Here is a 20703-nt window from a genome sequence, read left to right on the forward strand (position 1 = left end):
CGCGGCCCCCTCGGTCGTGCTCCGGGCTCGTCCCCGGCGGGGTCAGCCGTAGTTCTTCGGATCGTCCTTGGAAAGGGTCAGGTACGGGCTGTGGCCCCAGTACTGGGTCTCGGTGTACCAGGTCGGCAGCCAGCTGGCATCGTCGATGCGCAGCCCGCCGGTGCCGAACTCGACGCCGAAGTGCGAGGGGGAATCCATGTAGAAGGAGATCATCTTGTCGTTCGTGTGTCGGCCCAGACCGCTGATCATCCGGGCGGCCCCGTTGAGCACCTTGTCGTGGGCCCGGCCGACGTGGTCGATGTCCTCGACCTCGACCATCAGGTGCCCGATGGCGGTCGGCAGCCCGGGCACCCCACCGCCGAAGGCGAAGGTGTGGTGGCGGGGGTTGCAGTGGGTGAAGGTGAGCTTCAGTCCCTTCATCTCGATCCAGTCGCTCAGCCGGAAGCCGAGCACGTCGAAGTAGAGCTTCTCGTACGCCTCGACGTCCTGGACCAGCTGGAAGACGTGGCCCGCGCCGCCGTCGCCGGTGACGAAGGAGTGTCCGAGCGGGGAGGCGAAGCGATCCAGCGAGTCGTGCAGCGCGTAGTGCAGCTCGCACTCCACGGTGCCGTCCGGGTCGGTGAAGCGGTACAGGTCGACCACGCACCGGTCGGTGATCTCCTCGGCCGAGGGGCGGCGTACGTCGTAGCCGAGCCCGCGGACCGCCTCGGCGAGCTGCTCCAGCTCCGCGGGCCCCTTCACCTCCCAGCCGATGTGGGTGATCCGGTCCTGGTCCGCCCGGTTGATCTCGAGACGGTAGAGCTTGTTGTCCATCCGGAACCGGATCCGCCGGTCCGTACGCTCTCCGACCTGCAGACCGACGACGTTGACGCCGTAGTCGTACCAGGCGTCGAGATCCGTGGCGTCCACGATGGCATAGGCGAGGCTCTTGACTTCGGCCATGGGTGTGTCCTTTCACTGGCCGCCCCGCGGGCGGCGGCACCGATGTTCCGGATCACTGTCGGGCAGCCCACCGGCCCGCCGACAGCGACTCGTTCCGGGTCCCGGAACCTCCGCAACGAGCCACCGAACAGGCTTCCGACCAGGGGAAACACCGGATTCGTGGGTGTTCCGACATCCGGACCCGGAGGCTGGCCGTCCGGGCCGGGAGTCGTCAGGCTGGGTGCCCACAGGTCCCGGTACGGCCGGGCGCATCGACGACACACCCTCGGAGGACGCATGGACGTCAGCTACGAAGAGACCTTCCGCTCGGTCACCCTGCCCGACGGGACCACCGTCGCCTACAACGAGGCCGGCGCCGGTGACCGGGCCGTCATCCTGGTCCACGGCAGTGGCCCCGGGGCCACCGGCTGGAGCAACTTCAACCCGAACATCGGTGCCCTCGCCGACGACTTCCACGTCTATGCCCTGGACATGCCCGGCTGGGGGGAGTCCAGTTCCCGGCCGGCCGCGGACTACCGCCACCCCGAGGTGGTGGTGCAGTTCATGGCTGCCGTCGGGATCGACCGGGCCGCCCTGGTCGGCAACTCGATGGGCGGGATGATCGCCATCGCGGTGGCCGCCCGCCACCCGGAGCGGGTCTCGCACCTGATCACGATGGGGCCGGGATCAGGTGGGGTGACCATCTTCGACGCCGGCGGCGGCCTCACCGAGGGCCTGAAGATCCTCTACAAAGGCTATGCCGATCCGTCGCCGGAGAACTTCCTGGCCACCGTCGACATCATGACCTACGACACTCCGCAGGAGGTCGCTGCCCCGCTCGCCGAGCAGCGCTCGGCGAACGCCCGCCGGCACCAGGAGCACCTGGACAACTGGCTGGAGGGGTCCGTCGATGGCCCGCCGCTGCGCTACGGCGCCTCGGAGCGGGAGATCGCGTCGATCACCGCTCCGGCGCTGCTGATCCACGGCCGGGACGACCGGGTGGTGCCGTTCGAGCACACCCTGCGGCTGGTCCGGCTGATCAGCGACTCACGGGCCTACCTGATCAACCGGTGCGGGCACTGGGCCCAGCTGGAGCACGCCGAGGAGTTCAACCGGCTGGTCCGGGACTTCGTCCTGAACACCTCCGGGACCGGAGAGAAGCCGGCCCTGGTCGCCCTCGGCGGCTGATCAGCCGGTCAGCCGCGGCCCCGCGGGTCGCCGGGTGAGGCCCGGTGGTCCGCGGGGTAGCTCGTCATCACGTACGCCAGTCCCGCGGCCAGCACCTCCGAGGCGTCGGTGATCGGCCACAGCGGGGAGACCGTCTCGACGACGAACAGGCCGTCCACCAGTGTCATCACCGCCCAGGAGAGCAGCTCGGGCAGGGAGCCGCTGAGCGGCTCCCGGTCGTCCCCCGGGGCCTCGCTCCCCACCCACTCGGCGAACCAGCCGACGTTGCGAGCGGTGACCTGCCGCCGGATCCGGCGGAACCGCTGCCGGGCCTCGGATTCACCCTGCTGGAGCAACAGCATGTAGCCGATCCGGAAGGCGGCCGGCTCCTCCAGCATGGTCCGGAAACCGTCCCGCAGATGTCCAGCGATCGCCGTGCGGTGGTCGATGCCCGGTCCGCCGGGCCACACGTCGGAACTCGCCGACCAGCGTGCGAAAGCGGTGTCGAGCGCCTCGGCGACCAGCGCCCCGAGGTCGTCGAAGTGCCAGTAGAGGGAGCTGGCGGGCAGGCCGGCCCGCTCGCAGACCAGCGCGACGGTGGTGCCGGCCGGGCCCTGGTCGCACAACACATCGATCGCCCCCGCGACCAGCGCCTCCCGGCCGGTCTCCGCGGTGCGCACCCAGATCCGGTCGCCGGGCCCGGCCGACACCTCCTCCTGGGGCACCGGGCCACCGGCCGCGTAGTAGCGCGCCGCGCCGGTGAGCAGCAGGGCCAGCAGCCGGGTCTTCTCCGGCACCAGCGCGACATCCTGACCGGTCAGGTAGCGGCCGTCCAGCACTGCGAGGGTCAGCCGCGCCATCGCCTCGGCGGCCCGCGGATCGACCGGGCCGGTCGCCGTCATCCGGTCCAGGGCGATCGTCCACCAGCCTCCCAGGCGCCGCTTGGCCTCCTTCCGGATGTCGAGGAAGGCCGACCGGGCCGCCTCCGCCGAGGAGCGCCGCTGCAGTGACAGCGCCAGCCCGACCCTGGCGTAGTCCGGGTGGGTGCCGTCACCCTCCAGCCGGACCATGGCGTCCTCGAGTTGCTCGGGCAGCGGCCGTTCGTCGGGTTCCTCGGGCCACGGCGGCTGGCCCCCGAACCACTGCTCGTACGAGTCCTGGATGGCCGCGGCGACGATCTCGTCCTTGCTGGAGAAATGCCAGTACACCGAACTGGCCGGCAGGCCGGTCCGGCGGGCCAGTTCGGCGATGGTGGCCCCCTCGAAGCCGCGCTCGTCGACGAGGGTCAGCATGGTCCGCAGGATGCGGGTCCGGCCCTCCCGCCCGCGGGCCTGCATCCGGCGGGATCGCTGCTCCCGGCCCTCCGGCGGTCGAGGCGCCCCCGACGATCCAGCCACCGTTCCCCCGTCCGCGTCCGTTTCCGATCCCCGCCAGTATGCCGTGTCCCGGACGCGCCGAGGGCGGCGGTCCCGTGCCCGGGGACCGCCGCCCTGTCCGCTGCTGACCCCCGAGCCGGCCGGCGCGCCGGGGTCGGGGTCGGTCCGGATCACCAGAACGCCATCCCCAGGTCGTGCTCCAGGCCGAGGTTGACCCGGGCCCAGATCTGGTAGATCGGGTGCTGGGTGTTGCAGATGTGGGCCAGCGTCGCCTTGGCGTCCCGCAGCCCACGGCTGACCGGGCTGGCGAGCTGCAACGACCGGGCACCGGCGTAATTGAACGCCTTCTCCACGGCGTCGGCAGAGCGGCGGATGGCCCGGACCCCGTTGGCCCTGATCTCGGCCCGGGAGGCGAGGCTCAGGCGGCCGTCCCGGACCACCTCGTCGTACATCCGGTGACCGTCGGCGAGCAGGACGGCCCGCCCGGCACGCACCTCGGCGGCGCACTCGGCGATCACCGCCATCTGGTAGGGGTCCTCGAGGGTCCTGGTGCCGCGGGCGTCGATCCGCTGCAGGGCGTTGGTCATCACCGCCGCGACGGCCCCCTCGGCGATGCCCTGGCTGGCACTGTTGATCGCGTAGGAGAAGATCGTCGGGAACGGGATCCGGTAGAGCGGTGCGTCGTTGCCGACCGTGGCGAAGTTCTGTCCGTGGTCGAAGTCCAGCGGGTCGTAGACCCGGTGGAACGGGACGAAGGCGTCGTCGACCACGAGGTCCTTCGAGCCGGTGCCGCGCAGGCCGATCACGTTCCAGGACTCCTGGTCGAACCAGTAGTCGTCGCGCGGCAGCACGATGTGGCGCAGCTCGGTCGCGCCGTCCGCGGTCCGCAGCAGGGCACCGGTGATCGCCCACTCGCAGGCCTCGCCCCCGGAGGAGAACGGGATCCGTCCCTTGATCCGGTAGCCGCCGTCGGCCGGCTCGAGCACCCCCAGCGGGGCGTACGGGGAGGAGATCCAGGTGTCCGGGTCCAGCCCCCAGATCTCCTCCTGCAGCTGCCGGGTGAAGCCCGAGGCCTCCCAGGGGTGTACGCCGACGACCCCGGCGACCCAGCCGGCGCCGGAGTTAAGGCCGGCGATCTTCATCACCGCCGCGCTGAATTCCGCCGGATGCGACTCGTAGCCGCCGTACTGCTTCGACTGCAGCATCTTGATCACGCCGATCCGGTGCAGGTCGGCGACCGTACGGTCGGGCAGCCGTCCCAGCTGGTCGGCCTCGGCCGCGGCGCCGGTCAGGCTCTCCCGCAGTGCGTCGATCCGGTCCAGCACCTCGGCACCGGTGACGTTCTCGCTTCGCTCGAGTAGTTCGCTCATCACAGATCCTTCTTCGTCGGAGGAAACCTCGCGGTGGTCAGGTCGGCGGCGGCCGGCCCGATCCCGCAGTCGGTGGGTCGATCCTGTGGCCGCACTCCGCGCCCGGTGAACGAAAAGGTTCCGGCACCCGGCACGTCGTCCGACTGACATCGATGACGATGCGCCTTCCCGGTGGGTGGAACGGATTCGTCGGCCGGCCCGGCCGGCGCTCCCCAGACTGCTGCTCGCGGCACCACGCATCGTGCGGGTGGCACACGCCGCCCCGTTCCCAAAGGAGAGAACCATGTCGCAGCTGAGCCCCACGACACGAGGATGGGTGGTGATCGGCGCCTCGACGATCGCTCTGATCGTCTCTGTCAGCGCACTGATCATCACCCCGTATGGCGTGATGATGGATCCCATCGCAACGGACTTCGGGTGGACCCGGGCGGCGGTGAGTAACGGGCTCAGCATCTTCGCGCTGACGGCCGCGATCATCATGCCGTTCGCCGGGCGACTGCTCGACACGTTCGGCATCCGCAAGGTCGGCATCCCCAGCGCCGTTCTGACCGTGCTGACCATGCTCGCACTGGCCTGGTGCCCGCCCAACGAGGCGCTCTGGTACGGCCTGATGGCCGTGCTCGGCGTCGTGTCGGTCGGGCAGGGCGGGCTGATCTACCTCAAGGTCGCCGCGGAGTGGATCGACCGCAGGCGCGGTCTGGCGGTCGCCATCGTGGGCACCGGGATGGCCATCGGGCAGGCGCTCTCACCGGCCTTCACCCAGCTGCTGATGACCACGTTCGGTGGCTGGCGACCGGTGTTCGTCGGCCTGGCGATCCTGCTCGCGGTGCTCGCCCTGCCCCCGCTGCTCCTGATGATCCGGGAGCCCGATGACCGGGAGCGTCAGGAGCTCGGTCATACGGCCACACCCGAGGCGGGCGAACTGCCCGGACTGGAGCTCGGTGAGGCGGCCCGCACCCGGCAGTTCTGGATCCTGCTGCTGACCACCCTGATGCTCGGCTGCGCGGTCCCGGGCGTCCTGGTGCACATGGTGCCGCTGCTGTCGGACCAGGGCATCTCCACCACCGACGCCGTGACGGCACTGTCCGCCGCCGGGTTGTCAGCGATCGTCGGACGGATGATCGGCGGGTTCCTGCTCGACCGGCTCCACGCTCCGCTGGTGGCCGCCGTGGTGTTCGCGATGCCGATCCTGGGCTTCTGGTTCCTGAGCGGTCATGCGGGCGTCGGCGGTATCCACCTCGTCGGAGCCGTCCTCGTCGGGATGGCCTCCGGCGGCGAGTCCGACCTGGTCGGCTACATGACCTCCCGATACATGGGCATGAAGCGCTTCGGTCTGATCTACGGCATCTACTACGCCCTGCTCGCCCTCGGTTACTCGCTCGGCCCGTTCGCGTACGCCGCTGCCTACACCGCCACCGGCAACTACGACGCGGCGTTCCTGGTCTTCGGCCTCGGCCTGGCGGTCTGTGCCGTCGGCGGCCTGGCGATGGGCCGCTACCGGTTCCCGGCGGGCGTGGCGATCCCGGTGGCGGACGACCCGGCCGACGCCGCCGAGCAGATCCCCGAGGCGGTGCTGGTCGACAACCCGGTGATCGGGCACCGCCACGTCGCCGGACCCGCCTCGGACCCCGACCCCGACCCCGACGCCCTGACGAAGTCCCGGGAAGGCTGACGCCCGCCCACCCCCTGACCGGTGCCCCCGCAGGACCATCGCTCCTCCTGCGGGGGCACCGCCGCCTGTCGGGCACCGCCGTCCGACCGGGGAACCGCCCGGTCAGTGCTGCCGGCGGTGCTTCGGGTAGAACCTGCCGAGCACCTCGTCGCGGTACTCGTCGAAGCGGCCCTCCTCCAGGGAGGTCCGGATGTCGTCGACGAGCCGCACCGTGAAGCGCTCGTTGTGGATCGTCGCCAGGGTCGCCGACAACATCTCCTTGGCCCGGAACAGGTGGTGCAGATACGCCCGGGAGTAGTGGGTGCAGGTGTAGCAGTCGCAGTCCGGGTCGATCGGCCCGAAATCGCGCCGGTTCTCCGCGCGGGTGATGTTGAACCGTCCGTCGCGGGTGTAGAGGGCGGCGTTGCGGGCCACCCGCGACGGCTGGACGCAGTCAAAGGTGTCCGCGCCGTTCTCGATCGCGGTGAAGAAGTCGTCCGGCTCGGAGATGCCCAGCAGGTGACGGGGCTTGTCCGCGGGCAGTTCGTCGCTGACCCAGCCGACGATGGTGCCGAGCTTCGCCTTCTCCAGCGCACCGCCGATGCCGAAGCCGTCGAATCCCTGGCCGTCGACCGTCATCTCGGCCAGGCCGCGGGCGGCGGACCGGCGCAGGTCCTCGTACTGGGCCCCCTGGACCACACCGAAGAGCGCCTGGTAGGGCTTGCCGACCCGTTCCGCGGTCAGCCGCCGGTGCTCGACGAGACAGCGCAGCGCCCAGCGGCGGGTCCGCTCGACCGACTCCTCCTGGTACTCCCGGGTGTTCATCAGCGTGGTCAGCTCGTCGAAGGCGAACATGATGTCGGCACCGAGCCGGTGCTGGATCTGCATCGACACCTCCGGGGAGAACCGGTGCACGTCCCCGTTGAGGTGGGAGTGGAAGGTCACCCCGTCGTCGTCGACGAAGGCGCGCCGGGTCTTGCCCTCGGCGATCACGTCATCGTCCTGCAGGCCGGTGGTGTCCATCGCCAGCACCTTCTTGAAGCCGGCGCCCAGGCTCATCACCTGGAACCCGCCGGAGTCGGTGAAGGTCGGTCCGGGCCAGTTCATGAAGACGCCCAGGCCGCCCGCCTCGTCGACGATGTCGGCGCCCGGCTGGAGGTAGAGGTGGTAGGCGTTCGCCAGCACCGCCTGCGCCCCGAGCTGCTCGACCTGGCCCGGGGTGACGGACTTGACGGTGGCCTTGGTGCCGACCGCGACGAACGCCGGAGTGCGGATCTCGCCGTGCGGGGTGCGAATCACGCCGGTGCGCCCCCGCCCGTTGGCCAGTTCGGCCTCGCGGCGGAAGCCGAACGCCGAGAGATCAGCCATTCGCCCGCGCCACCAGCGCCTGGGCCTGGGCCAGCCCGACGATGCCGGCGCTGGAGCTGCGCAGCACCCCGTCGTTGACCAGCACCGGCACCGCCCCGGCCGCCACCAGCACGTCCAGTTCCTCGGCGGCAATGCCGCCCTCGGGGCCGACCACCAGCAGCACGCTGCCGGCCCGGGGCAGGTCCAGTCCGGCGAGCCACCGGTCGGCCGATTCGTGCAGCACGTACGCCGCGTCGGCCGACGCGACCAGCATCGCGAGCCCGGCGGTGTCGACGACGTCGTGCACCGCCGGCACCCAGAGCCGGCGAGACTGCTTGGCCGCCTCCCGGACCGTCCGCCGCCACTTCTCCACGCCCTTGGCCGCCCGGTCGCCGGTCCACCGGACGATGGCGCGGGCGGACTGCCACGGCACCACCTCGGCCACCCCGGCCTGGGTCATCATGTCGATCGCCTGGTCGTCGTGGCCGCCCTTGGCGAGGGCCTGGGCGACGACCCAGCGGACCGGCGGCCGCGGCGCCCGGAGCAGCTCGTCGACCCGGACGTCGAGGCTCCGCTTGTCGACGGCCGCCACCTCGCCGCGGATCCCCCGGCCGTTCCCGTCGGTGAGCACAACGGTCTCCCCGACCCGGATCCGCCGGACCGCGGCCGCGTGGTGGCCCTCCTCGCCGGCCAGCGTGACGAGGTCACCGACAGCCGGGTCGGCGGCGAACTCATGCAGGAAGACGGGGTCGGTCACCGGTCGGCCTCAGCCCTCGAAGGCGTCGCGCAGCTTGCCGAAGAAGCCCTTCTCCTTGGCGTGGCCGAGCTTGATCTCGTGCTCGCCGCGGAGGTCGGCCAGCTGGCGCAGCAGTTCGCGCTGGTCGGGGTCCAGCCTCGTCGGGGTCTGCACCAGGAAGGTCACCCCCAGGTCGCCGCGCCCGTTGGACCGCAGCCGCGGCACCCCCCGGCCGCGGACGGTGACCCGGGTGCCGGACTGGGTGCCGGCGGGGATCTCCACGTCGACCAGCGACTCCTCGGGGGTCGCCCCCTCCTTTTCGGCGTCGAGGGTGGGCACCTTCACCGAGGTGCCCAGCGCGGCGGCGGTCATCGGCACCCGGACGACGGTCTCCAGGTCGCTGCCCTTGCGGGTGAAGCTCTCGTGCGGCTCGACCCGCAGCTCGACGTAGAGGTCGCCGGCCGGACCGCCGCCGGGGCCGACCTCGCCCTGGGCGGCCAGGTGGATCCGGTTGCCGGTGTCCACCCCGGCGGGCACCTTGACGTTGAGCGTACGGGTGGCCCGGACCCGCCCCTCGCCGGAGCACTCCGGGCAGGGATCGGGGATCACCGTGCCGTAGCCACGGCAGGTCGGGCAGGGTGAGGAGGTCCGGATGTCGCCGAGGAACGACCGCTGCACCTGGGTGACCTCACCGGTGCCGTGACAGGTGCGGCAGGTGACCGGGGCGTTGCCCTCGGCCGACCCGGATCCCCCGCAGCGGGAGCACAGCACCGCGGTGTCCACCTGGAGCGGCCTGGTCGCCCCGAACGCCGCCTCCGCGAGGGTGAGCGACATCCCGACCAGGGCGTCCTGGCCCTTGCGGACCCGGGAGCGCGGACCACGCGAGGTGGCCTGGCCGAACATCGACCCGATCAGGTCGGTGAAGTCGAATCCGCCGGCGGCGCCGAAACCTCCCATCCCGCCGAAGCCGCCACCCATCCCGCCGTGGCCCATCGGGTCGCCGCCACGGTCGTACATGGCCCGCTTCTGCGGGTCCTTCAGCACCTCGTACGCCTCGTTCAGCTCCTTGAACTGCTCGGCGGCATCATCGGTCTGGGCGACATCGGGGTGCACCTTCATGGCGCGCTTGCGGTAGGCCTTCTTGATCGCCTCCGCGTCGGCGTCCCGGCCCACACCCAGGATCTCGTAGTAGTCCTTGCTCATATCCTCGTCATCCTCAGGCCAGGAAACGGCCCACGTAGCGTGCGACTGCCCGCACCGACGCCATCATCGACGGATAGTCCATCCGGGTCGGTCCGACAATACCGAGCGTGGCCCAGACATCCTCTTGGCTGCCGTAGGCACTCGCGACCATGGAGGTCGACTGCAGCCCCTGGTAGGGGTTCTCCCCGCCGATCCGGACCAGCACGTCGTCCGAGGTGGCGGCCTCGCCGAGCAGCTTGAGCAGCACCACCTGCTCCTCGAGCGCCTCCAGCACCGGCCCCACCGTCGACTCGAACTCGCTGGCGAACCGGGCCAGGTTGGGCACCCCGCCGACCACCACCCGGGTGCTCGGCGGGGTGCCGAGCAGCTCGAGCAGGGTGGTGACGACGATCCGGGCCGCCGGACGGTCCTCCGGGCGGAACTCCTCGTCGACCCGTTCCAGCGCCTCGAGGGCCCGCTGGGTCGAGCGGTCGACCACGGCGGCCGCCAGCTTCGTCCGGATCTCGGTGAGCAGCACCTCGTCCACGCTCAGGGTCAGGGTGTGCTGCTCGACCCGGCCGTTCGACGTCACCACGATCAGCATCAGATCGTCGCCGCTGAGCCGGATCACGTCGACGTGCCGGACCACGGTGGCGGAGACCACCGGGTACTGGACGATGGCGACCTGGTGGGTCAGCCGGGCCAGCAGTCGGACGGTCCGGGCGACGACGTCGTCCATGTCGATCGCGCCGGACATGAACGTCTCGATCGCCCGCCGCTCGGCGGCGGACAGCGGCTTGATCTCCCCGATCTGGTCGACGAACAGCCGGTAGCCCTTGTCGGTCGGGATCCGGCCGGCGCTGGTGTGCGGCTGGGCGATGTAGCCCTCGTCCTCCAGGACGGCCATGTCGTTGCGGACGGTGGCGGGCGAGACGCCCAGGTGGTAGCGCTCGACCAGCGCCTTCGACCCGACCGGCTCCTGGCTGGAGACATAGTCGGTGACGATGGCGCGCAGCACGGTCAGCTTGCGGTCGTCGAGCATCTCCCCTCCTCACCCGCCGGCGTTGGCACTCCGCCACTCCGAGTGCCAGTCTAGCGCCATGAGCCATGGACCGTCCCCAGCCGTTCCTTCCCCCTCCGCCGGCGCCTCCCCCTCCCTCGGCCCCTGGGAGGCGATCGGCGATCGCACCTGGCGTGCGGTCGCCGAGCCGGAGGCCGTCACCATCGGACTGGTGGCCGGGTCGGCCGGCGCCCTGGTCATCGACACCGGGAGCACGCCGGCCCAGGGCGCGGAGATCCGGCGCACCGCCGAAGCGGTCGCCGGGGTGCCGGTGACCGCGGTCGCCCTCACCCACGCCCACTACGACCACGTCGGTGGCCTGGCCGCATTCCGCGACCTGCCGAGCTATGCCCACGAGCGGCTGGCCGGCCACCTCACCGACCCCGGGCTACTGGCCGCGCTGGCGCCGTACGGGGTGACCGCCGTGGACCTGCCGGCGCCGACCCGGACCTTCGGGGTGGCCCGGGCGGCGCCCCTCGGCGATCGGGTGGTGGAACTGATCTCGGTCGGCCACGCCCACACCGACCACGACAGCATCGCCGTGGTCGCCGACGCCCGGCTGGTGTTCGCCGGTGACATCGTCGAACCGGCCGGCCCGCAGCTGGGGCCGGACGCCGACCCGGAGCGGTGGCCGGGTGCGCTGGACCACCTGATCGGCCTGCTGTTGCGCCCCGACTGGCTGGCCTATCCCGGCCACGGCGCGCCGATGACGATGGCCGAGGTCACCCTGCAGCGCGGCTGGATCGCCTCGATCCTCGGCGAGGTGACCAACCTGGTCTCCGACGGCGTCCGCTACGAGGACGCCGAACAGCGCGGCGACTGGCCGTTCCCGTGGCCGCGGATCGCCGCGGGGGTACGCACCGCGTACGACCTGCTGGCCGCCCGGGGATTCGCCCCGCGCGACCAGCTGCCGATCATCCGCAAGGACGTCCGCGAGGACTGAGGGGTCACTCCGCCTGGACGGGGGTCGGCCGGGTGCCGAGGCGCCCGCCCAGCGCCGTCCGCACCGAGGTGGCCAGCGGCTCGGTGGCACCGACGACCATCCCGAAACCGTCCACCCCGGGCACGTACGCCGACCCGTCGGTCAGCAGGGCGGTGCCGCCGATCTCCTCGACCATCAGCATCCCGGGCACGTGGTCCCACGGTCGGGGGCGGCCGTAGACGAGGAAGTCGCTCTGGCCGGTGACGAGTTTGGGGTAGTCGACACCGCAGCACAGGGCGCTGGTGGTGATCTGCGGCAGCGCGGCGTCGGCGGCGCGGTCCCGGATCACCACCCGGGCCGAGTGGCCGCGCCAGCCGGCCGGGTCCGCGGTGGGCAGCGCCCGGGAGATCTGCTCGCCGTTCCGGGTGACCCCCTCGCCGCGGACAGCGACGTAGGCGGTGGCGTACTCCGGCTGCCAGATCCAGGCCCGGACGGTACGACCCTGACGGACCTCGCCGATCATCACGGCGTAGTCTTCCTTGCCGTTGACGAAGTTCTTGGTGCCGTCCACCGGGTCGATGGTGAAGCCGTGCTCCGCGCCCAGCAGGTGCGGCGGCAGGCCCGGATTGGCGGCGGTGGCCTCCTCGCCGATGATCAGCGCGTCCGGGTAGGCGCGGGACAGGATCGCGGTCAGCTGCAGCTCGGACTCACGATCGGCGACGGTGACCAGATCGCCCGGCCCCTTCTCGGCGATCTCGTCGCTGGTCAGGGATCGGAACCGGGGACGGATCACCTCATCGGCGACCTGCTGGATGATCTCGAGGATCTGGTCTGTGGAGAGCTCACGGGGTGCCACCATATGCCCCACTGTGTCACACACCATGCCCCACCCGGGCAGGGGCCCTCGGCGCGACCCGGGGTCAGCTCTCCCGGTCGAGGTGGTCCTGGGTGACGAAGTCGATCAGCCGCTCGACCTCGCGCAGCAACCCGGGATCGAGGTCGTTCCAGTTGCCGACCCGCGACAGGATGAACTGCCAGGCCCGGGCGATGTCCGCCTGATCCTTGTGCGGCCAGCCCATCGCCGCGCAGACACCGTGCTTCCAGTCGGTGCCGCGCGGGATCCGGGGCCACTCCCGCAGTCCCAGCCGAGCCGGCTTCACCGCCTCCCAGATGTCGATGTAACGGTGGCCGGTGACCAGCACGTCGTCACCCCAGGGGCCCGCGGCGACCTGCTCGACGATCCGCGACTCCTTGCTGCCGGGGACGAGGTGATCGACCAGCACGCCCAACCGATGCCCTCCGCAGGGCGCGAACTCGGCGACGATGGCCGGCAGGTCGTCCATCCCGCCCATGTACTCGACGACGACGCCGACGTGGCGCAGGTCGTCACCCCAGACCTTCTCGACCAGTTCTGCGTCGTGCCGGCCCTCGACGTAGATCCGGCTGGGCAGCGCCACCCGGGCGGGCTCCACCGGCCCGACCCGGGATCCGGACCTGGTGTGGGTGGGCTCGGCCCCCTTTCGCACCGGGGCCTTCAGCGTCACCGGCTCCCCCTCGAGCAGGAAACCCGGGCCGAGCGGAAACGAGCGACGCCGGCCCCGGCGGTCCTCGAGGACCACCAGACCGTTCTCCCAGCGCAGCACGGCCCCACAGAACCCGCTGGCCGGGTCCTCGATCACCAAGCCGGCCCGGACCACCTGGTCACGCGAAGCCCGCTTCCGGTTGGCGCGCTCGAACCCGGCGGCGAGCACATCGGTGGGATATCTGCTCGTGGACATGACCCGAGGCTATGCCTCGGCACCGACACCGCACGCCCGCGACACCCAGTCGTTATCGTACGGCGACCCGGCCCACAGCGGGCTGATGGGGACCGCTGTCAGTCCAGCAGGTCGCGGACGATCCCGTCGGCCAGGAGCCGCCCACGCAGCGTGAGCACCAGCCGGTCGCCGCCCGTCCCCGCACCATGTACCTCGGCCAGGCCACGGGCGAGCAGGTCCGGCACCCGGGCCTGCTCGGTCCCGGTGAGCACGTCGGTCGACAGCCCGTCGGCGAGCCGCAGCTCGAGCAGCACCCGCTCCACCCGCCGCTGCACTCCGGTGAGGATCTCGCGGCCCTGGGCGGGCGTACGGCCCTCGGCCAGCGCCCGGGCGTACGCCGCGGGGTGCTTGCGGTTCCAGAACCGTACGCCACCGATGTGGCTGTGCGCCCCCGGCCCGATCCCCCACCAGTCGGCGGCCCGCCAGTAGCCGAGGTTGTGCCGGCAACGGTCGTCGGGGGTCCGGGCCCAGTTGCTCACCTCGTACCAGGACAGGCCGGCGGCGGTGAGTTCCTCCTCGGCGACCAAGTACTTGTCGGCCAGGTCGTCGTCATCGGTCATCGGGATCTCGCCGCGCCGCACCCGGGCGGCGAACCGGGTGCCCTCCTCGACGATCAAGGCGTACGCGGACAGGTGGTCGGGACCGGCGGCCAGCGCCGTCCGCAGCGTGTGCCGCCAGGAGTCCACGCTCTCCCCCGGCGTGCCGTAGATCAGGTCCAGCGACACCTGCCGGAAGCCGGCTGCCCGGGCCAGGTCGACCATCGCGGCCGCCCGGCCGGGGGTGTGCACCCGGTCGAGCAGCGCCAGCACCTGCTCGTCGGCGGACTGCATGCCGAACGAGATCCGGGTGAAGCCACCTTCGGCCAGTTCGGCCAGCCCGTCGGCGTCGATCGACTCCGGGTTGGACTCGGCGCTCACCTCCGCCCCCGCGGCCAGTCCGAACGTGTCGCGGACCCCGGCCAGGAACCGCACCAGCTCGCCGGCCGGCAGCAGCGTGGGGGTGCCGCCACCGACGAAGACGGTCGACACCGGCGGGGCGGCCGGCCCGAGCACCCGGCGGGCCAGCGCGAGCTCGGTCAGCGCGGCGTCGACGTACGTCGCCCGGGTCGCGCCGGGATCGGTGCCGAGCTGGTCGGCGGTGTAGGTGTTGAAGTCGCAGTAGCCGCACCGGGTGGTGCAGAACGGGACGTGCAGGTAGATCTCCAGGGGCCGGTGTCCCAGCCCGGCGAGGGCGGACGGCGGCAGCGTCCCGTCCGCCGGCACCGGATCGCCGTCGGGCAGCGTGGCTGGCATCAGGTGTTCCCTCTCATCCGGACCATTCTGCCGCGCCCCTGGCCGCGTGGAATACTCCGAGATCGGAGCTTCCCATCGACCGGGGCCCGCCGCGCCCGGGACCGAGCGCCCGCGCCACCCCGCACTGCAAGGAGAAACGTGTCCGATCACCCGATCCGTGTCGCCATCGTCGGCGTCGGTAACTGCGCCTCGTCCCTGGTCCAGGGCGTGCACTTCTACCGAGACGCCGATCCGAGCGACACCGTCCCCGGCCTCATGCACGTGGAGTTCGGCGACTACCACGTCAACGACGTGCACGTCGTCGCCGCCTTCGACGTCGACGCGGAGAAGGTCGGTCTCGACCTCGCCGACGCGATCAAGGCCGGCCAGAACAACACCATGACGTTCAGCGAGGTGCCGCCCACCGGCGTCACCGTCCAGCGCGGCCACACCCTCGACGGTCTCGGCAAGTACTACCGCGAGACCATCACCGAGTCCGCCACCGAGCCGGTCGATGTCGTCGGCGCCCTGAAGGCCGCCGAGGTCGATGTCGTGGTCTCGTACCTGCCGGTCGGCTCCGAGGAGGCCGACCGCTTCTACGCCCAGTGCGCCCTCGACGCCGGTTGTGCCCTCGTCAACGCGCTGCCGGTGTTCATCGCCGGCACCCCGGAGTGGGCGCAGAAGTTCGCCGACGCCGGACTGCCGATCATCGGCGACGACGTCAAGTCCCAGGTCGGCGCCACCATCACACACCGGGTGCTCGCCCACCTCTTCGAGGAGCGCGGCTACACCGTCGACCGGACCTACCAGCTGAACGTCGGCGGCAACATGGACTTCAAGAACATGCTGGAACGCGACCGGCTGGAGTCCAAGAAGATCTCCAAGACCCAGGCGGTCACCTCGAACGTCACGCACGAGTTCGCCGAGAAGGACATCCACATCGGCCCGTCCGACTACGTCGGCTGGCTGGACGACCGCAAGTTCGCCTTCGTCCGGCTCGAGGGGCACGGCTTCGGCAACGCGCCGATCAGCCTGGAGTACAAGCTCGAGGTGTGGGACTCCCCCAACTCCGCCGGGGTGATCATCGACGCCATCCGGGCCGCGAAGATCGGCCTCGACCGCGGCATCGGCGGCCCGCTGACCTCGGCCGCCAGCTACCTGATGAAGTCTCCGCCGGAGCAGCGTCCCGACGACATCGCCCGGGCGGATCTGGAGGCGTTCATCCGCGGCGAGCGCGAGCGCTGATCCACGGCGGGACACGGCGGTCATCCGGAGTCCCGGGTGGCCGCCGTGGTGTGTCGACCGCAGCGCGCGTCAGCAGCAGGTGGCGGCGCAGGCCGGGGCGCGGCGACCGTGGCGGAGGACCGAGGAGTAGACCGCGGCGACCCGGTCGGCGGTGACCGCCCAGGTCATCCCCGCCGCCCGGAGGGCCCCGGCCCGGCCGAGGGCGCGGCGGCGGACCGGGTCGACGACCAGGGCGCGCAACGCGTCAGCCCAGGCCCGTGGCGTACGGTCCGCGACCAGCACCCCGGTGCGGCGGTCCCGGACGGCGTCGGCGAGCCCGTCGATGCGGCTGGCGACGACCGGGGTGGCGCAGGCCTGGGCCTCCAGGGCGACCAGGCCGAAGGTCTCCGAGGACGAGGGAACGGCGACGATGTCCGCGGCCCGCATCCGGTCCGCCAACACCGGCCCGGGCACCGCGGGCAGGAAGCCGATCGACGCCCCCAGGCCGTGGTGGGCAACCATGGCCCGCAGCCGGGCCAGATAGTCCGGGTCGCCGTCGCCGACGATCGTCAGGTGCACCGGGAGTCGGTCGGGGGCGAGCAGCCGCATCGCCTCGATCAACAGATCGGGACCCTTCAGCGGCTGCAGTCGGGCGGCCATCAGGATCTCCACCGGGGCACCGCTCGGCATCACGCCACCGGGGCGGATATCGCGGCGGTCGTGGCGTGGCGGATGGTGGATGTGCGGGTCGATGCCCGGGGTGATCACGTGCAGCCGATCGGCGGGCGCACCGTAGAGCTCGTGCAACTGACGGGCCTCGGTGGGGGTGTTGACCACCAGGGCGTCGGAGGCGCTGACGACGACCCGCTCCCCGGCGATGCGGACGTCCGGTTCGGGGGCCTCGCCCGCCGAGGCATGCAGGTTCTTCACCAGGGCGCTGGTGTGCAGGCTGGTCACCAGCGGCGCCGCCAGCCGATCGGCCACCTCGACCCCGGCCATCGCCGACAGCCAGTAGTGGGCGTGCACGACCTGTCCCGGGCCGTCGCCGGCGCCCGCGACGACCGCGTCGGCGAACGCGCCGACGTGGTGACGGAGCTGGGTCTTGTCGAGGTGGGAGGTCCCGGGCAGCGCGACATGGCGCACCTCGAGGCGCTCCGCGAGCCGGCGCCGGGGCGGCTCGCTCTCGTGCAGACGGGCGGCCCACAGGGTCACCGGGATGCCATGCTCCGCCAGCTTCGCGGCGAGGTGGGCGACGTACACGTTCATCCCGCCGGCGTCCCCGACCCCCGGTTGGGCCAGCGGCGAGGTGTGCATCGAGAGCATGTGCACATGTCGAGGCTGGCCGGGCATGGTCGCCATGCTATCCCGCGGTCGGCGGCGGGGCGGTGGAACGACCGGACGCGTGCTAGCCAGTGGTCCCGGACCCGGTGCTGCCGGAACCGGTGCTGCCCCCGGTACCGCTGCCGCTGCCGGTACCGGTGCCGGAGGTCCCGTCGGTGCCGGAGGTGCCCGAACCACTGGTCCCCGACCCGGTGCTCCCGGAACCGCTGGTGCCGCCGGTCCCTGTGCTGGACGACGACCCGGCACCGGACCGGGCGCCACTGCTCGCCGAGGGCTGGGCGGGGGTGGCGACCGTGGACGGTGTCGCCTTCGTCGAGGCGGCCCCGTCTGTCCCGGACCCGGTGCCGGTGGTGCCGGTCGAGTCGCCCTGCCGGTCCTGACCGGTGGTCGAGGTGTCGGTGCTGGTCCGGGCAGCCTTGCCGGTGCCGGCCAGCTGACTGGTGCCGGGGGTGATCGGGGTCGCCGAGCCGTGCTCCAGTCCGACCATCAGGCCCAGCCCGAGCGCGGTCGCGGCGAGAGCCGTCAGCCCGGTGACAAGGACCATCCGGCGGCTGATCCTGATCGGCAGCCGGCCGCCGCCGGGGGCGGGCCGGGTGCTGTCGGTGGTCGCGGCGTCGGCAGTGTCCTCCGCGGACTCCGGCAGGTCGTCGTGGTGCCGCCGCCAGACCCGCCGCAACCGGTGGGTGCCGCTGCGCAGGGTGTTCTCGTAGATGTTGAGGGCCAGGGTGGTGATGATGCTGGCCAGGGCCGCGCCGATCACGGTCCCGACCGCCCCGAGGTGACCGCCGATCAGGGTGGACGTGGCGGCCGCCCCGGCGCCGGCGACGATGCTGGTCACCTTGGGATGGTTCCAGCCGGAACCCCCCTTGTCCTTGCCGGCCACGCCGGCGGGCCGGGGGGATCCCGGGCCGGCGGTCAGCACCGGCTCCGACGGGGCCGGGGAAAGTTCGGGCGGCTCGGGGGTGATGTCCAGTCCCGGGGTCACCCGGATCGCCGGGCGTACGGCCGTCTCCGGTGCCTGTCCGGCGGTGTCGACCGGGCGGGTCGCGGCACCGAGGACGGGCGACGCGGGGGCGGCACCGAACGGCGCCGGCGCCGGGATCCCGCCGTCAGCACCCTGGCCGACGCCGCCGACAGCGCCGGTGGTCGTGGAGTCGTTGCTGATGTCACTGCCTCGGCCGGTCATCCTGGTGGAAATGATGCACTCCGTGTCGCTCTGCCCCGCGCCGTCAGCGACGCGGCTGGTTCCTGAAAGTCCGGACCGCCGTTGGCCCCCGTACCTCCACCATGCCACGACCGCTCCAGCGAGCGAAGCCCTGCGGCACGACGTTCAGCCGGCTCCAACGACGTTCAGTGCCGGCTTCGACGTGCGGCGCGCCGGCGGCTACTTGTCCTTCTTCTCCGCCTCGGTGGTCGACAGCGCCGCCACGAAGGCCTCCTGCGGCACCTCCACCCGACCGATGGTCTTCATCCGCTTCTTGCCTTCCTTCTGCTTCTCCAGCAGCTTGCGCTTGCGGCTGATGTCGCCGCCGTAGCACTTGGCGAGGACGTCCTTGCGCATCGCCCGGATCGTCTCGCGGGCGATCACCCGGGCGCCGATGGCGGCCTGGATCGGCACCTCGAACTGCTGGCGAGGGATGAGTTCCTTGAGCTTCGACGCCATCATCGTGCCGTACGAGTAGGCGTTGTCGCGGTGCACGATCGCGGAGAACGCGTCGACCGGCTCGCCCTGGAGGAGGATGTCGACCTTGACCAGGTCGGCCTGCTGCTCCCCCGACTCGTGGTAGTCGAGTGAGGCGTAGCCCTTGGTCCGCGACTTCAACTGGTCGAAGAAGTCGAAGACGATCTCGGCCAGCGGCAGGGTGTAGCGGATCTCCACCCGGTCCGACGACAGGTAGTCCATGCCCTGCTGCACGCCGCGCTTGGTCTGACACAGCTCGAGGATGGTGCCGATGTACTCGGCGGGCGCGAGGATGGTCGCCTCGACCACCGGCTCGTGCACGGCGGCGATCTTGCCGTCGGTCGGGTACTCCGACGGATTGGTGACCGTACGCTGCTCGCCGTTCTCCATCTCCACCCGGTAGACGACGTTCGGGGCGGTGGAGATCAGGTCGAGGCCGAACTCGCGCTCCAGACGTTCACGGACGATCTCCATGTGCAGCAGGCCGAGGAAGCCGACCCGGAACCCGAAACCGAGGGCGGTGGAGGTCTCCGGCTCGTAGACCAGCGCCGCATCGTTGAGCTGCAGCTTGTCCAGCGCCTCGCGCAGCTCGGGGTAGTCGGAGGCGTCGATCGGGTAGAGGCCGGAGTAGACCATCGGGTTGGGGTGCTGGTAGCCCGACAGCGGCTCGGTGGCCGGCTTGGTGGCCGAGGTCACGGTGTCGCCGACCCGGGACTGCCGGACGTCCTTCACTCCGGTGATCAGGTAGCCGACCTCGCCGACGCCGAGGGCGTCGCCCTTGGTCGGTTCGGGGGCGATGACGCCGATCTCGAGGAGTTCGTGGGTGGCGCCGGTCGACATCATCGCGATCTTCTCCCGCGACCGCAGCGCCCCGTCGACGACCCGGACGTACGTCACGACACCGCGGTAGACGTCGTAGACGGAGTCGAAGATCAGCGCCCGGGCGGGGGCGGCGGCGACCCCGGTGGGCGCGGGGACCCGCTCGACGATCCGGTCCAGCAGCGCCGGGACACCCACGCCGGTCTTGGCCGAGACCCGCAACACGTCGTCGGGGTCGCAGCCGATGATGCCGGCGAGCTCCTCGGCGTGCTTGTCCGGCTCGGCACCGGGCAGGTCGATCTTGTTGAGGACCGGGATGATCTCCAGGTCGGCGTTGAGCGCCAGGTAGAGGTTCGCCAGGGTCTGCGCCTCGATCCCCTGCGCGGCGTCGACGAGCAGCAGCGCCCCCTCGCAGGCCTCCAGTGACCGGGACACCTCGTAGGTGAAGTCGACGTGGCCGGGGGTGTCGATCATGTTGAGCGCGTACATCTGGCCGTCGACGGTCCACGGCAGCCGGACGGCCTGGGACTTGATGGTGATGCCGCGCTCGCGCTCGATGTCCATCCGGTCGAGGTACTGGGCCCGCATGCTGCGGTCGTCCACGAGCTTCGTCAGCTGCAGCATCCGGTCGGCGAGGGTGGACTTGCCGTGGTCGATGTGCGCGATGATGGAGAAGTTGCGCAGCAGGGACGGGTCGGTCCGGCCGGGCTCGAGAACACTGTCAGTCACGGTGGGATGGACTCTCCTGGTCGAGGGCGTACGGGGCGACCCCCAGTCTCTCACGGCGGCGAGGCCGCGGGATCCTCCCGCGGCCTCGG

The 20703-nt window shown here is 71.5% G+C and carries 17 protein-coding genes; 4 read left to right on the forward strand and 13 right to left on the reverse strand.

The annotated features are described in order from the left end of the window. Nucleotides 1–42: 42 nt before the first annotated feature. A complete protein-coding gene (locus R0145_RS10630; RefSeq protein WP_317836792.1) occupies nucleotides 43–942 on the reverse strand; it encodes a VOC family protein in 900 nt (299 codons plus the stop codon). A 276-nt stretch (nucleotides 943–1218) separates the two neighbouring features. Here R0145_RS10630 and R0145_RS10635 point away from each other — a divergent pair, with 276 nt between their 5' ends. After that, nucleotides 1219–2109: an alpha/beta hydrolase gene (locus R0145_RS10635; protein WP_317836794.1), complete on the forward strand. Its 891-nt coding sequence runs from the start codon at nucleotides 1219–1221 to the stop codon at nucleotides 2107–2109. Nucleotides 2110–2117: 8 nt separating this feature from the next. Here R0145_RS10635 and R0145_RS10640 read toward each other — a convergent pair whose 3' ends face one another. Both R0145_RS10640 and R0145_RS10645 read right to left on the reverse strand, forming a co-directional pair. Then, nucleotides 2118–3380: a TetR/AcrR family transcriptional regulator gene (locus R0145_RS10640; RefSeq protein WP_317836796.1), complete on the reverse strand. Its 1263-nt coding sequence runs from the start codon at nucleotides 3378–3380 to the stop codon at nucleotides 2118–2120. Nucleotides 3381–3634: 254 nt separating this feature from the next. Beyond that, complete coding sequence (locus R0145_RS10645; protein WP_317836797.1) at nucleotides 3635–4834, reverse strand: hydroxylase; 1200 nt, start codon at nucleotides 4832–4834, stop codon at nucleotides 3635–3637. 283 nt (nucleotides 4835–5117) lie between these two features. Here R0145_RS10645 and R0145_RS10650 point away from each other — a divergent pair, with 283 nt between their 5' ends. Further along, a complete protein-coding gene (locus R0145_RS10650; RefSeq protein ID WP_317836799.1) occupies nucleotides 5118–6506 on the forward strand; it encodes an MFS transporter in 1389 nt (462 codons plus the stop codon). 102 nt (nucleotides 6507–6608) lie between these two features. Here the strand turns inward: R0145_RS10650 and tgt are convergent, their stop codons facing one another. From tgt to hrcA, 4 genes are read right to left on the reverse strand one after another with little or no spacing between them, the layout of a single operon-like run. Then, nucleotides 6609–7853: a tRNA guanosine(34) transglycosylase Tgt gene (gene tgt, locus R0145_RS10655; RefSeq protein WP_317836801.1), complete on the reverse strand. Its 1245-nt coding sequence runs from the start codon at nucleotides 7851–7853 to the stop codon at nucleotides 6609–6611. Further along, nucleotides 7846–8589 (reverse strand): 16S rRNA (uracil(1498)-N(3))-methyltransferase, encoded by a 744-nt coding sequence (locus tag R0145_RS10660; RefSeq protein ID WP_317836802.1) that lies wholly within the window; start codon nucleotides 8587–8589, stop codon nucleotides 7846–7848. Before R0145_RS10660 ends, tgt begins: the two co-directional genes overlap by 8 nt. A gap of 9 nt (nucleotides 8590–8598) precedes the next feature. Next, complete coding sequence (dnaJ, locus tag R0145_RS10665; RefSeq protein ID WP_317836804.1) at nucleotides 8599–9771, reverse strand: molecular chaperone DnaJ; 1173 nt, start codon at nucleotides 9769–9771, stop codon at nucleotides 8599–8601. 13 nt (nucleotides 9772–9784) lie between these two features. Next, nucleotides 9785–10792 (reverse strand): heat-inducible transcriptional repressor HrcA, encoded by a 1008-nt coding sequence (gene hrcA, locus R0145_RS10670; protein WP_317836806.1) that lies wholly within the window; start codon nucleotides 10790–10792, stop codon nucleotides 9785–9787. 58 nt (nucleotides 10793–10850) lie between these two features. Between hrcA and R0145_RS10675 the strand changes: the two genes are divergently transcribed. Further along, the gene (locus R0145_RS10675; protein ID WP_317836808.1) at nucleotides 10851–11753 is read left to right on the forward strand and encodes an MBL fold metallo-hydrolase; all 903 of its coding nucleotides are present in this window, start codon (nucleotides 10851–10853) and stop codon (nucleotides 11751–11753) included. A 4-nt stretch (nucleotides 11754–11757) separates the two neighbouring features. Here the strand turns inward: R0145_RS10675 and R0145_RS10680 are convergent, their stop codons facing one another. From R0145_RS10680 to hemW, 3 genes are all read right to left on the reverse strand, one after another. After that, entirely contained in the window at nucleotides 11758–12591 is an 834-nt protein-coding gene (locus tag R0145_RS10680; protein ID WP_317836810.1) for an inositol monophosphatase, read from the reverse strand. A 61-nt stretch (nucleotides 12592–12652) separates the two neighbouring features. After that, nucleotides 12653–13510, reverse strand: a complete 858-nt coding sequence (locus tag R0145_RS10685; protein WP_317836811.1) for a DUF3097 domain-containing protein — start codon at nucleotides 13508–13510, stop codon at nucleotides 12653–12655. A gap of 98 nt (nucleotides 13511–13608) precedes the next feature. Next, nucleotides 13609–14841, reverse strand: a complete 1233-nt coding sequence (gene hemW / locus R0145_RS10690) for a radical SAM family heme chaperone HemW (RefSeq protein ID WP_317836812.1) — start codon at nucleotides 14839–14841, stop codon at nucleotides 13609–13611. A 138-nt stretch (nucleotides 14842–14979) separates the two neighbouring features. Between hemW and R0145_RS10695 the strand changes: the two genes are divergently transcribed. Further along, a complete protein-coding gene (locus R0145_RS10695; RefSeq protein WP_317836814.1) occupies nucleotides 14980–16065 on the forward strand; it encodes an inositol-3-phosphate synthase in 1086 nt (361 codons plus the stop codon). Between the two features lie 69 nt (nucleotides 16066–16134). Here the strand turns inward: R0145_RS10695 and R0145_RS10700 are convergent, their stop codons facing one another. The 3 genes from R0145_RS10700 to lepA all read right to left on the reverse strand — a co-directional run bounded on the left by R0145_RS10700 (nucleotide 16135) and on the right by lepA (nucleotide 20614). Further along, the gene (locus tag R0145_RS10700) at nucleotides 16135–17394 is read right to left on the reverse strand and encodes a glycosyltransferase (RefSeq protein WP_317836816.1); all 1260 of its coding nucleotides are present in this window, start codon (nucleotides 17392–17394) and stop codon (nucleotides 16135–16137) included. Between the two features lie 55 nt (nucleotides 17395–17449). Continuing rightward, complete coding sequence (locus tag R0145_RS10705) at nucleotides 17450–18571, reverse strand: hypothetical protein (RefSeq protein WP_317836817.1); 1122 nt, start codon at nucleotides 18569–18571, stop codon at nucleotides 17450–17452. Nucleotides 18572–18769: 198 nt separating this feature from the next. Then, nucleotides 18770–20614 carry a translation elongation factor 4 gene (lepA, locus tag R0145_RS10710; protein WP_317836819.1) on the reverse strand — a complete coding sequence of 615 codons (1845 nt, stop codon included), beginning with the start codon at nucleotides 20612–20614 and terminating at the stop codon, nucleotides 18770–18772. Nucleotides 20615–20703: the final 89 nt, after the last annotated feature.

The organism is Raineyella sp. W15-4, from assembly GCF_033170155.1.
GTDB lineage: Bacteria > Actinomycetota > Actinomycetes > Propionibacteriales > Propionibacteriaceae > Raineyella.